Origin of the sequence: Enterococcus sp. LX10 (genome assembly GCF_023539285.1) — a bacterium.
Lineage (GTDB): Bacteria > Bacillota > Bacilli > Lactobacillales > Enterococcaceae > Enterococcus > Enterococcus faecalis.
This window is the reverse complement of record NZ_CP092784.1, coordinates 2051904-2066012: the sequence shown is the minus strand read 5'-3', so window position 1 is coordinate 2066012 and position 14109 is coordinate 2051904. Positions and strand designations below refer to the sequence as shown.

7 protein-coding genes are annotated in these 14109 nt (G+C 35.0%); 5 read left to right on the top strand and 2 right to left on the bottom strand.

The window, feature by feature from the left end; translation table 11 throughout:
• Positions 1-2: 2 nt before the first annotated feature.
• A complete protein-coding gene (locus tag MKZ30_RS09670; protein WP_249958759.1) occupies positions 3-5339 on the top strand; it encodes a SpaA isopeptide-forming pilin-related protein in 5337 nt (1778 codons plus the stop codon).
• Between the two features lie 131 nt (positions 5340-5470).
• Entirely contained in the window at positions 5471-5698 is a 228-nt protein-coding gene (locus MKZ30_RS09665; RefSeq protein ID WP_033600817.1) for a hypothetical protein, read from the top strand.
• Positions 5699-6101: 403 nt separating this feature from the next.
• Here MKZ30_RS09665 and MKZ30_RS09660 read toward each other — a convergent pair whose 3' ends face one another.
• Positions 6102-6428 (bottom strand): AzlD domain-containing protein, encoded by a 327-nt coding sequence (locus MKZ30_RS09660; protein WP_002362235.1) that lies wholly within the window; start codon positions 6426-6428, stop codon positions 6102-6104.
• On the bottom strand, positions 6415-7122 hold the full coding sequence (locus tag MKZ30_RS09655) for an AzlC family ABC transporter permease (RefSeq protein ID WP_002356628.1): 708 nt from the start codon (positions 7120-7122) through the stop codon (positions 6415-6417). Before MKZ30_RS09655 ends, MKZ30_RS09660 begins: the two co-directional genes overlap by 14 nt.
• Positions 7123-7335: 213 nt before the next feature.
• On the opposite strand from MKZ30_RS09655, the gene MKZ30_RS09650 reads away from it, so the two are divergent.
• The 3 genes from MKZ30_RS09650 (at position 7336) to MKZ30_RS09640 (ending at position 14027) form a co-directional block, all read left to right on the top strand.
• Positions 7336-7887 carry a helix-turn-helix domain-containing protein gene (locus tag MKZ30_RS09650; RefSeq protein WP_033600818.1) on the top strand — a complete coding sequence of 184 codons (552 nt, stop codon included), beginning with the start codon at positions 7336-7338 and terminating at the stop codon, positions 7885-7887.
• Positions 7888-7999: 112 nt separating this feature from the next.
• Positions 8000-9331, top strand: coding sequence for a hypothetical protein (locus tag MKZ30_RS09645; protein WP_002419494.1), 1332 nt, complete (start codon positions 8000-8002; stop codon positions 9329-9331).
• Between the two features lie 175 nt (positions 9332-9506).
• On the top strand, positions 9507-14027 hold the full coding sequence (locus MKZ30_RS09640; RefSeq protein ID WP_202566529.1) for a bacterial Ig-like domain-containing protein: 4521 nt from the start codon (positions 9507-9509) through the stop codon (positions 14025-14027).
• The last annotated feature ends 82 nt before the right edge of the window (positions 14028-14109 follow it).

Here is a 14109-nt window from a genome sequence, read left to right as displayed (position 1 = left end):
TGATGAAGTGGAAGAAAGGTCTATCAATAGTAGGGACGCTTGTCATGTTATTAGGACAAAATATTGCTGGCGTGGCTGCTTTTGCAGAAACAGTTACAAACAATAATAGTGTAGAAACACAAGATATTTACTTTGAAAACAATGAAACTAAATTAGCGAAACTAGACGTAACTCAAGGTGAGGATACCGCAGTAACCTTAGTTGATACCAATAAGGAAGACCAAGAAGTAACTGTAAGTTTACCTTCTTCAGTAACCTTGAATCAAGCAGTCACTAATACACAATTAGGGGATGCAAGTAGTGCAAATTATGATCAAAACGCGAATGAAGTTAAAGTGATTTTCAAAAACAAAGAACAAGATACAAAAAAAGTAAATCTTGTATTGACAGGAAAGGATGCAAACAAAGGAACAACTACTCCAATGTTTGCAAAAGCAATAAGATTAGATGGGCAAACCTATCGTTCGGTTGTTCTTCCAGTTTCGGTAATTCCAACTGAGACAAATAATAAACAAGCTAATTCAGAAGCTTCAACAACAGAAAATGATGGAGAGCCTGAGCAGAAGATGCCTACGCAGAATGATGTATCGAGCGTTAGATCAGGAAATATGAATGTTGACCTAGACATTTCTCCAGTAAGTGACTCTGTATTATCAGGTGAAGACTTAGTCTATGCTTTAAATTTTAAGGTAACAGGTAGCCAAACAACATATCACAATGCAAAAATATCAGTTACTCTTCCTACAGGGTATTCTTTAAATCAAGACTTGAATAATATTCAAATTGCAGGTGTTACACCAACGTTTGATGCTACTACAGGTGTTTTAAGCTATGTATTCCAAGAATTAACTGCAGGACAAACTGGCACAGTGAATTTAAAAGTAGGAACTATCAATGGAACTACTTCTAATGGATCTGAGGTTAAACTAACTGCTGATTTTTCTGCTGATGAATTTTCAGGTAATGCAAAAACAGAAGCAACAGAAGCGATTAATGCTAGTTCTAGTTTATCTACCTCAAAAACGTATCTAAAGACTTTAGATTCAAATGGAGACGAGAAAGATACACCTCCTTTGGCTGGAGATACAGGTATATGGAATATTAAAGTTTCTGCAGCAAAAAAAACAACAGGACTTTTATACTTTAAAGAACGTTCAAAAATTACAGTAGTTGATACGTTGCCTGATGGAATGACTTATGTAAGTGATAATGCAAATGGAACGTATAACAATAATGAAAAAACAATTACTTGGGAATTCGATGCTCCGAACTTAGCAGAACAACAAGTAGCAATTGATACATTGTTTGAAAAAGAAATTAATGTAACCGTAAAATTCAATAATGATATCGATAATTTTCAAAAATTTACTAATAAGGTACATGCGGAAGGTATAGATTTAGACGGAAATACTGTTCAAAGTGATGCTTCTGCGAATGTTTCCGCAGGGAAAAGTGATCCTAATGTGATTCCTCCAGGTAATCTGTTCTGGCCAAATCATGGTGGACCAGTAGATGGAAAAGCAAACGATGGTGGCGCTTTCAACAGTAACAACCCTGACCCAGTTGTATATGATACAGCATTGTTAAAATTTTCTGTTTCAGCAGTACCCGGCACTGCCAGTAGCCCTACTAAAGATTTTAAGAAATATGATATTACTTATGATGTTGACTCAAATTTAGAAGTATACTCTTTACCATTTGCTGGTGCGATGAGATATCAACCGGACACTTCATATCCTGATAATGTAGATATGAAGAAAGTACCCATCGCGACAATCTATTTAACAGTAAATGGACAAGAACGTAAAGCTTTAGACCATGTTGAAATTAGATCTAAAAATTTTAGTCGAAGTGATCTTGGTTTAAAAGATGGGGAGCACGTTAGTCAGATTCGAATTGTTAATGACTATATGCCAGCAGGCTTAATATCTGGATATTTCTATCCTATTTTTACAATCAAAAAAGATTTTACTGGAACAGTAACAAATAAAGTTAAGTATGACGTTGTCGGTTATAATGCAAATGGGGATGAAGTCTCTTGGAATAGAGATAGTGATTACGATGATATTAATTCATTAACAGGACCTAGAACAGCAGAAGTTGTACCAACTCCAGCTGATACATTACCAATTGTCAGGACTTCAGTAAGATTTGATAATTCGAATGGAGGAATTATCAAAGAAGGTGAAAATAGAGTTACAGGAAATTTTTATACAGACAAGAGTTCTTCAGTGTCTTTAAATAAACCATTAGAGTCTGTGGTTCTACTACCAGTAGGGGTAAAAGTAAAAACAGACGACCCTGAATATTCGGTAAAAAATACGGCGAATTGGGATAATAAAACACAAGATGGAAATAATACTAATGGAACAATCAAAATCATAACTGATAACTATAATAATAGTAATCAGCAATTAGTGAAAATTCAGTGGAATGAAGAGAAGTTAATACCAGGTAAAGATTTAGGATATGGTTTCAATATTGAAGTTAGTAAAGGTGCTCCTACACCATTGAGAGTAGACACATATGGATTTTCTGGAGATGAAAAATTTACTGTGCCTTCTGGAGCATCAACGCTAACGGATTCTTACTTACAAGTAGATTCCGATGATTTGAATTCGAATGGTAATAATACTCAAAATAGAGTTTTATCGTCTAATCAATACAGAATGCTTAAAGAAAACCAAATTAAGACTGAAAAATTAGTTAAAGGTGAAAAAGATACCGATTATTCTAAATTTGGATATACTACTTTAGGTGGACGAATTGATTATCAATTAAATATGGAGAACACTGGGAATGATATTGGCAACTTTGTGATGATGGATGTTTTACCTTCGGAAAACGATTTAGGAATTACAGATAACACAGAGCGCGGTAGTAAATTTACACCTGTTTTAACAGGACCAATTACAATACCAAATGAATGGCAAGATAAAGTAACTATTGAATATAGTGAAGCAATGAATCCAAGTCGTCAAGATTTAGATAAAGATGTGAATTATCCTTCTACTACAGATCATTTAGTTGATCCAGCAGGAGCGCAAGCACCGAATTGGAAAGCTGAAAAGGAAGTAACAGATTGGAGTAAAATTCATTCTTATATTGTGCATTTAAACGATGGACAATGGACGAAAGGGGATAAAATCACATTGACTTTTTCAATGAAAGCACCAGAAAAATTATCAAGTGATTTAACAAACCCTAAAATAGATGAAAAAACAAGAGCAGCTTGGAATTCATTTGCTTATTCAGCAAATAATTCACAAGTAGTTGAACCAGAACGTGTAGGCGTTGTTGTGGACTACGTAGGTTCAGTTATTTTAACAAAAACTGATGGAAAAACAGGAGAAGAATTAAAAGGTGCCGAATTTGAATTACAAGACAAAGACGGCAAAAAATTACAAGAAGGTTTAGTGACAGACGACAAAGGTCAAATCAAAGTGGATAATTTAGCTCCAGGAGATTATCAATTTGTAGAAACAAAAGCACCAGCAGATTATCAATTGGATGCCACACCAGTAACATTTACAATCAAGAATGACCAAACAGAAGCGGTCCAAGTAAAAATGGACAATACCTTGACACCAGGAAGTGTCGTGTTAACAAAAGTAGACGATAAAACTGGTGAAACATTAAAAGGAGCTGAGTTTGAGTTACAAGACAAAGATGGTAAGAAATTACAAGAAGGTTTAGTGACAGACAACAAAGGCCAAATCAAAGTGGATAATTTAGCTCCAGGAGATTATCAATTTGTAGAAACAAAAGCACCAAAAGATTACCAATTAGATCAAACACCGGTACCATTTACCATTGAACGGGGCCAAATAGAAGCGGTCCAAGTGAAAATGGACAATACCTTGACACCAGGAAGTGTCGTGTTAACAAAAGTAGACGACAAAACTGGAGAAGCATTGAAAGGTACGGAATTCGAGTTACAAGACAAAGATGGTAAGAAATTACAAGAAGGTTTAGTGACAGACAACAAAGGCCAAATCAAAGTGGATAATTTAGCTCCAGGAGATTATCAATTTGTAGAAACAAAAGCACCAAAAGATTACCAATTAGATCAAACACCGGTACCATTTACCATTGAACGGGGCCAAATAGAAGCGGTCCAAGTGAAAATGGACAATACCTTGACACCAGGAAGTGTCGTGTTAACAAAAGTAGACGATAAAACTGGTGAAACATTAAAAGGAGCTGAGTTTGAGTTACAAGACAAAGATGGTAAGAAATTACAAGAAGGTTTAGTGACAGACAACAAAGGCCAAATCAAAGTGGATAATTTAGCTCCAGGAGATTATCAATTTGTAGAAACAAAAGCGCCAAAAGATTACCAATTAGATCAAACACCGGTACCATTTACCATTGAACGGGGCCAAATAGAAGCGGTCCAAGTGAAAATGGACAATACCTTGACACCAGGAAGTGTCGTGTTAACAAAAGTAGACGATAAAACTGGTGAAACATTAAAAGGAGCTGAGTTTGAGTTACAAGACAAAGATGGTAAGAAATTACAAGAAGGTTTAGTGACAGACAACAAAGGCCAAATCAAAGTGGATAATTTAGCTCCAGGAGATTATCAATTTGTAGAAACAAAAGCGCCAAAAGATTACCAATTAGATCAAACACCAGTACCATTTACCATTGAACGGGGCCAAACAGAAGCTGTTCAAGTAAAAATGACCAATAAAAGAGTAATTCCTCCAGTTGATCCAGATATTCATAAAGATGTAGAGGATGAACAACATATTGATTTAACTAATAGAAATCAAAAATTTGATTGGCATGTGTATACAACTTTTGGAAGTGATACCTCTAATTGGAAACAAGCTTCGGTTGTTGATCCTGTTAATTCTCTTTTAGAGATTTTAAATGTAACAATTACAGATGAAAACGGAAAAGATGTTTCTAAAAATGGTGAACTTAAAATTGAAGGAAACAAAATTACGTTTACCTTAAATAAAAAAGATGGAAGCTATGGTTATTTAGCAAATCATGTATATAAGATGACAATTACAACTAAAATACGTGATGATGTAACAGATGATCAATTAGCTCCATATATTAATAATGGCAAGGGAATACCAAATCAAGCTGATTTAAATTTTGGAGATGGAGATACAAAATATTCTGAAATTCCTACCGTCACTCCTCCTAAAAACACTGTACCAGATAATAGTCATTCGAGTGATATGGTTGTCCCATCAAAAGGCGTCTTTCCACATACTGGTGAAAATACAACGATGAGCAATCTTTTATTACTTGCAGGGTTAATTATTATTGGTGGTTTAGCAGTATTGGTAGTGATTGTTAATAAGAAAAAAGAGTCATAAAAAAATATATACTAGCGAAATTCATTAATATAGTGTTAGTAGTTTTTGTTTATTTACAATGCTACTAACACGCTTTATAAAAGAGATTAAAAAGATATCATTTTAAAAGGGGAACAAGGAGTAGAATCAATTTGAATATTGATCATGAAGAATTAAGAATGGTTTTAAAAGCACACCCTAATGGGATATTTTTAGATGATATATTAAATGAACTACATTTAGAAGTGAAAAATGTAAATAGAATTCATTTGGTTAGTATTCTGAAATGGGAAAATGTAGAACGATGTTACAGATATCGTTTTGGAAAATTGAAAACAGTTTTTCTTTTGAAACAAGAAAAAATTTTGGAAGAAAGCTAGTAATGTTGTTTAAAGAAATAGAAAAATTTTCATATAGTTTTTGATATAAAATAGTACAGCTTATATACATCACTATGTAAGCTGTATTATTTTAAATTACATAGAAAAAACCTCAACCGACCACTGGCTGAGGTTACATAGATAATATATTAAAGAATAATTGTGTTCCAAAACAAAAGCCAACCAGTTTCCGCTAGTTGGCAAAGATAGATTTGTAACAAAGTGATAATACCTATGCTTCTCAATATATATTCTACAAGTTTATAAAAATAGTTTCAAGGAACTCATAATTTGCTTATTAGAACAAAAAAAAACATAAAAAGATGTTTTTTGGATAATTTGTATATTATTTTCAAATAAATATAGGATATTTAAAAAATATTATAAATTTTCACTTATTTTTTTATATAAAATTTTGGATTAGTGCAAATGAAGCAATGCCTACCAGTACAATAAGCAATAAGTTTTTAGTAAGTATTGCGGCTAAAATTGTAGGAAATGAAGCGAATAAATAAGGAAGATTGAGGCTTGGTAAATGCCCAATTCTTTGTTCAAATAAGCTACTAAACCATAAGGCGGACATAATCACAATGGGAACAAAACTTAGATATTCTAATAATTTCTGTGGCAGACTGATTTTTTTTAAAAGTAAAAATGGCAGTATTCTTGAAAGCCAGGTTGCAACGGTACAGCCTAAAATTGTTAGAAAGAGATACTCAGAAGAAGGCATGTTTTATCATCACTCCTATTCCACACCCGATTAACGTGACAACTAAGACAATTAAATTACTGGGAATAAAAATTAGACCAATAGACATCAACCCAAAAGTAATCAGGACCATGATGAGTTGTAAAGCGATTTTCATGGAACGATCACTAATTATCTGCAGATAAAGTAAACCAATGAACATAGCCACGACCGCAAACTCAAGACCTAATGCTTGAGGGTTTGCAATAAAGCGCCCTAGATAGGCACCGATGATCGTCGAAAAAACCCAAGTCGCATAGGAAATCAAATTGGCAGCATTAAACCACTCAAAACTTAAACGTCCTTTGGTATGGTTTAATTTATTCATTCCTAGTGCAAAACTTTCATCCGTCAGTAAGGTTCCCAACCAGAGATTTTTACCGAGAGATTCGGCTTTAAAGTAAGGCGCAATGGTCATTCCCATAAGAATCATACGCGCATTTACTAAGAAAGTCGCTAACACAATAGATAAGATAGGGCTGCCGCCAGTCAACATACTAACTGTTACAAACTGAGCAGATCCTGCAAAAATAAAAAACGACATCGCACTAACAATAAGAGGGGAAAAACCTGCTGCTTGTCCTACGATACCAAAAGCAATGCCAATACCAATATAGCCAAAAACCGTTGGCAAGGCTTCACGAATGCCAGTGCGTGCATCTAATTGGTGGTTCATTCTCTTTTTTTCCTTCTTTCTGTATAAAATTTAAACACGTGTGTCTGAAAATCTAGACCTTCGATAATGAGGCACAACGAGCGAATGAGCGTTTTCATTATTAACCACTCCTTTTGAACAACTAAGATATATATTGTATAATACAATAAAGAATACTTTTGTTCAATATATTAAACTTTTGGATGATAAAAAGAAACAGAAGGAGCAACTATTTTGGAGATTAATACAATTATTGGCAATAATTTAAAAAAAATTAGACAAGAAAAAAAACTTACGTTAGATGAACTAGCTGGGATAACCGGAGTGAGTAAAGGGATGCTTTCACAGATTGAAAAAGGAACCACCAATCCTACCATAAATACAATTTGGAAAATAAGTAATGGACTCAATGTTCCATATACGTATTTATTAGAAGATGACTATGTTAAAAAAAATCCCGTGGTAAAAAAAACTGAGACGGTAACACAACATTCTGAAGATCACTCCTATCGAGTCTTTAATTACTACTCAGACAACCAGGAAAGAAACTTTGAACTCTTTCAGTTTGAATTAGATTCAGGGAAAAAGTATCAAGCTGTTGGGCATTCAAAACGTTCGACAGAATATGTCATGGTTATTCAAGGAACATTAGCTCTTGAAGTGGGCGATCAGAGATACCTTCTTCCAAAAGACGCCGCTATGTATTTTGATGCTAATCAAGTACACACGTATATAAATGAGGGAACAGAGCAAGTCCAAGCTGTCGTTATTAACTATTATACGTAACAGTAGAAAATAAACATTAGGAAATCGCTGCATCTGTTATTTTATGGACAAAAAAAGTAAACAATGCTACCCTAAAAATAATAGAAAATGAAAGATAAAAGAAGAGGTCAAAATGAATAAAAAAATTGAAAGTCTTGGTAATACAGCATTAAGTTTACTAAGTAATACGATTATTGTTGTGCCTTATTTACTTTACATTCAATTGAGTGATGGACACAACCTTCTAACAATTTTACCATTTGTCTTATTTTATACATTGCGTATGACAGGCATTTTTCTGGTTCGAGGAATTAATTTGTCTTTAACTAGTCTAGGTCTACTAAAGATTTCTCTATTGCTAGGCTTGGCAGGTTCCTTAATTGGGACCGCCGGCGCTTTTTCTTTCCCGCTTTATAGTATTTCAGGAATGTTGTTAGGACTTAGTGGGGCGTTGTTGCCACCAAGTAATCAATCAATTCGCTTTTTCTTGAAAGAAGAAGGTCAAAAAATCAGTCACAGCAATCTTTTAACGACAGTCTTATTGACCGCTGTTTTATTTGGCGCTTTATTTTTTAAAGCGACTGAGATTGGACTGGCGTTATTGGTGTACGCGCTCTATTTTCTGCTTGCTTTAGTAGCAATCAAGAGCTATCCTGTTTCATTAAACGAGCTAGAAGAAGAATCAGCAGAAGTTTCACGAAAAGAATTAATTCTGTTTATTATCTTTTTTGTGTTATTACTTTTATTAAGAAGTGGTCGCTTATTAACGAATGCGGTGGAATTTGATTATGCGATTGTCGGCGCCTGCTGTTTCTTTGTGGTGGCTGTCCTTTTCGTTAGTCATTATGGCAAACGCGGTGCGTATAAAGTATCATTAGAAATGAATCTTGCGACCTTGATTAACGGGATTGTCGGGAACTATTTATTTTTATTTGGTTCCATTTATGTTGCAGGGGTTTATGGCAGAGCTCATATGGGCATCTATCTCTATTTACCTTATGTTTTAGGGATGATTTTTGCAATGATTGTAGCTAGTAAAACGAAACAATGGTCAAACAACATACCAATGGTTGGACTGGCGGGAAGTTTGGGAATATTACTTCTTACTTCGTGGACTATTTTAGGCCTGTTTCTCTTGAGTTTTTTCAAAAGCACATTGAACAGCTTTTTAGCTAGGCGATATTATCAAGAGACAGATTTGCCAAAAGATAGCCGCATCCTTATCAAATATACAACACAAACAAAAGGGAGTTTATTCCATCAATTTATTTTGATGGCGCTTATGTTAGTCACTGTAGTAGGCAAAGGTGGCACGACACAATTTTTATTAGAATTGACTGGCGGCAAAGGTATTTCAACGCAAACAAGTCAATTTTTAACTTTCATTAAAAATAGTAACTCGCTCTTAGTGTTATTGTTTATTGCAGTTTATTTCGTGGTCGTTTTTCGTCAAAAGAAACGATAATTTACAAATATTCATAAAAAAATACTTGGAAAAACAGTGATTGTGGCTGATTTTCCAAGTATTTTTTTATGAAAAGCTGTTTTTTTTTTTCGAAGATTCAAAAAAAATTAATCAATTGTTTCATTTTTAACAAGCTATTATTAGGTTATATGAATTTTATTGAAAGGGGATTAGTATGAAGAAAAAAACTTTTTCTTTTGTGATGTTAAGTATACTTCTCGCACAAAATTTCGGTTTTGCCGTAAATGCCTATGCTGTAACAACGACAGAAGCACAAACAGAGACCACTGATACAGCAAAAAAAGAGGCAGAGTTATCGAACTCAACACCATCTTTACCTTTAGCAACAACGACTACTTCAGAAATGAATCAACCAACTGCAACAACTGAATCGCAAACCACAGAGGCGAGCACAACAGCTTCCAGTGATGCTGCTACACCATCTGAACAACAAACAACGGAGGACAAGGACACCTCACTTAATGAAAAAGCCCTGCCAGATGTTCAAGCGCCAATTACAGATGAACTACTTGACAGTATGAGTCTTGCGCCGATTGGTGGAACAGAATACAGCCAAACAGAGGTTCACCGCGAATTAAATACAACACCGGTAACCGCTACGTTCCAATTTGCTGTTGGAAACACAGGTTATGCACCTGGATCAGTTTATACAGTTCAATTACCAGAACATTTAGGTTATTCAACTGTCAGCGGAGAAGTGACAGGCATTGGCGCAACTTGGGCAGTCGATGCGGCGACCAAAACATTAAGTATTACGTTTAATCAACGAGTTTCAGATACTTCCTTTAAAGTAGAACTAAAAAGTTATCTAACAACAGAGGCGGAACCATTAGTCAAAATTGAAACTCCAGGAAAAAATAAAAAAACCTACTCGTTTGATTTATATGAACAAGTGGAACCAATTCAATATAACGAACGAACCAGAACGACGGGGTTAGATGGCGAAATTTTTTATAATTTAGACCGGACATTAACTGGCAATCAAACATTAGAATTATTAACAACAGAGACGCCAGGCGCTGTCTTTGGAAAACAAGATAACTTGGAACCTCAAGTTTTCAGTTACGATGTCGACATTAATGGTCAAATTTTACCAGAAACGCAAACCTTGTTAACACCTGGCAAAGATTATACATTAAGCGATAATTCACTCGGGCGGATTGCTGTAACTGTTCCAAACATGAATCAACAAAAAGCCTATTCCTTATCGATTAATCGGACAATTTATTTAGAGAGTGCTTCGGACTATAACTACTTATATTCGCAGCAGTATCCAACAACAAAAATTGGGTCAATTTCTTTGAAAAGTACGACAGGAACTAAACAAACAACCGATTTTACTGCTAAGACGAGTCAAACAAGTAAAGTAATTGCTGATCGTGAAATGCGTAGTATGTCCTATATCAGTTTTCAAAGCAAAGGGAAATATTATGTAACAATTTATGGCACGTTAACAGAAACAAAAGTGGGTCAACAAATCGTATTAGAGAGTACAAACGGTCAAGAAATTAAGAATCCTAAATTTACGGCGTATGGTCCTTTATATGAAAATGTAAAATTGGAAGACTATTTTGATATTAAAACTGAAGGTGGCAAGCTCACTTTAACGGCCACAAAAGATAGCTATTTAAGAATAAATATTTCTGATTTAACAATGGATTTTGACAAGAAGGACATTAATCTATCATTAAGTACACCTGTAATTGGTCCTAATAAAGCCATTCAATTAGTATCCGATCAATATATTGAACCAATTAGTGTTGTTAATCCTTTGAATGCTGAAACTGCTTGGGGTAATTATGATCAAAATGGTGCCTATTCATCAAGAACAACTGTCTCAGTTATGGGAAGCAAAGATAAACCGATTCAAAATTTAGAAATTAAAGTAAAGCATCCTAATTATCTTTCATTACGAGCTACAAAAGAAATTTATTTTTATTACAAGTTAGGAACGGATTATACAGTAACGCCAACGTCAGATGGTTCAGTTATTAAGTTCACTACGCCAATAACCAACGAAATCCAAATTCCAATAGGTTTTAATTATGTGCCAGATAGTTTGCCAAAAGATAAAAGTATCCCAGTCGATACGATACCCATAACAATGAGTGCTGAAGGTTTAACTCCAGTTGATACGACAGTAACTACTAATAGTAAGCGTGGTTCAGAACGAACACTTCAAAGTAGTAAAAATCAATTCCTTGTCAATGCACGAAATGATTCTTTTGACTCACTAAGCGTCCGTACAAAAATTCCAGCTGGCGCCGATGTTCTTTTTGACATTTATGATGTTTCAAACGATCAGGTAGATTCAATTTATCCACAATACTGGGATCGTGGCTATTATTTTGATAAACCAATGTCACCAAACAGTCCTGGATACCCAACGATTACTTTTGACGAAAATACCAATAGTTACACGTTTGATTTTGGAAAAACCAACAAACGTTACATTATTGAGTATAAAAACGCCAATGGCTGGATCGATGTGCCAACTCTTTATATAACAGGGACAGCTAAAGAACCACAATCGAATAATAATGAAGGGTCTGCTTCGGTTTCTGTTCAAAATGAAGCGTTAGACATTTTGAGTGCAACACAAGCGGCGAATCCAACATTAAAAAATGTAACAAAAACGACAGTAACAACAAAAAATATTGATAATAAAACACATCGTGTGAAAAATCCAACGATTGAATTAACACCAAAAGGCACAACCAATGCTCAAATCGATTTGAATTCTATTACCGTGAAAGGTGTGCCAGAAGATGCTTATTCATTAGAGAAGACTACAAACGGTGCGAAAATTATTTTTAAAGACTATACATTGACAGAAAACATTACGATTGAATACAATACTGTCTCTGCAAACGCTGGCCAAATCTATACAGAAACAACAATCGACTCTGAAACATTGAACCAGATGTCTGCTAGCAAGAAAAAAGTCGCCACTGCGCCAATCACATTGAAATTCTCAGAAGGCGATGCGGAAGGTATTGTTTATTTAGCAACTGCCACATTCTATACGCATAACATAGAGGATGAAAACCAAGCAATTGCGAAGGTTTCTTTTGAACTAATTGATAATGTTACGCATACAGCAACCGAATTTACAACAGATGAAAAAGGTCAATACTCCTTTGATGCCATCATGACAGGTGATTATACTTTGCGAGTAACGAATGTACCGCAGGAATATTCCGTGGATGAAGAGTATTTGACAGGTAAAGTCATTAAGCTGGTCAAAGGAGACAATCAACTAAAAATTCCATTAACTAAAACAATTGATCACAGTCGTTTACAAGTCAAAGATTCAACGATTTATGTCGGTGATTCATGGAAACCAGAAGAGAACTTTGTTTCAGCGACAGATAAAACAGGTCAAGATGTCCCATTCGAAAAAATCACTGTTTCAGGTCAAGTTGACACTAGCAAAGCAGGTGTTTATCCAATCGTATACAGTTACGAAGGTAAAGAAGAAACAGCTGATGTGACCGTCAAACCCGACCAATCTAAGTTAGAGGTTAAAGATACAACGATTTATGTGGGCGATAAATGGGAACCAGAAGATAATTTCGTTTCAGCAACAGATAAAACAGGTCAAGACGTTCCTTTTGAAAAAATTGACGTTCAGGGAACAGTGAATGTTGATAAAATAGGCGATTATGAAATTGTCTATAAAAATGGCACAAAAGAAGCGAAAGCAATCGTTCATGTCCGTGATGACAGTCAGTTAGAGGTCAAAGATACAACAATTTATGTGGGTGATAAATGGGAAGCAGAAGATAATTTCGTTTCAGCAACAGATAAAACAGGTCAAGACGTTCCTTTTGAAAAAATTGACGTTCAGGGAACAGTGAATGTTGATAAAATAGGCGATTATGAAATTGTCTATAAAAATGGCACAAAAGAAGCGAAAGCAATCGTTCATGTCCGTGATGATAGTCGTTTACAAGTCAAGGATACAACGATTTATGTGGGTGATAAATGGGAAGCAGAAGATAACTTCGTTTCCGCAGCAGACAAAACAGGTCAAGACGTTCCCTTCGAAAAAATCACTGTTTCAGGTCAAGTTGATACTAGCAAAGCGGGCATTTACTCAATCATTTACAGTTACGAAGGTAAAAAAGAAACAGCTAATGTGACCGTCAAACCCGACCAATCTAAGTTAGAGGTTAAAGATACAACGATTTATGTTGGTGATTCATGGAAACCAGAAGATAATTTCGTTTCAGCAACAGATCGTGACGGTCATGCTATATCCTTTGATAAGGTTCAAGTAAAAGGGGAAGTTGATACAAAGAAAACAGGAGAGTACCAGATTTCCTATACCACTGAGCCAGTTAATGAAACCAAACCAGCTGTGCAGTCACGACTTTTCTCAATGTTTTCAAACGAAACACCTCGTCAATTAACGACAGTAGCAACTGTTCATGTGATTGATCGTAATCCTACACCGCTACCAGATAAAAATGAGAACAACCAGACTAGTTCCTCAACGAATCAAACCACGATAAAAAGTAGTCAGTATGTCACACACATTGTGAAATCTGACAAGCAAGGACGTTATCCAAAAACGGGAGAACAAACTAATGGTTTATATCGTGTGCTAGGACTTGTTGTATTACTTATTGTGATTATTAGTGGTATAGTCATCAAGAAGAAACGAAAATAATTAAATGAGCGTGGGGCAAAAGTTTAAAGTGACTTTTGTTCCACGCTTAAAAGATGAATAAGTGCATGAATGAGGGTAGCTG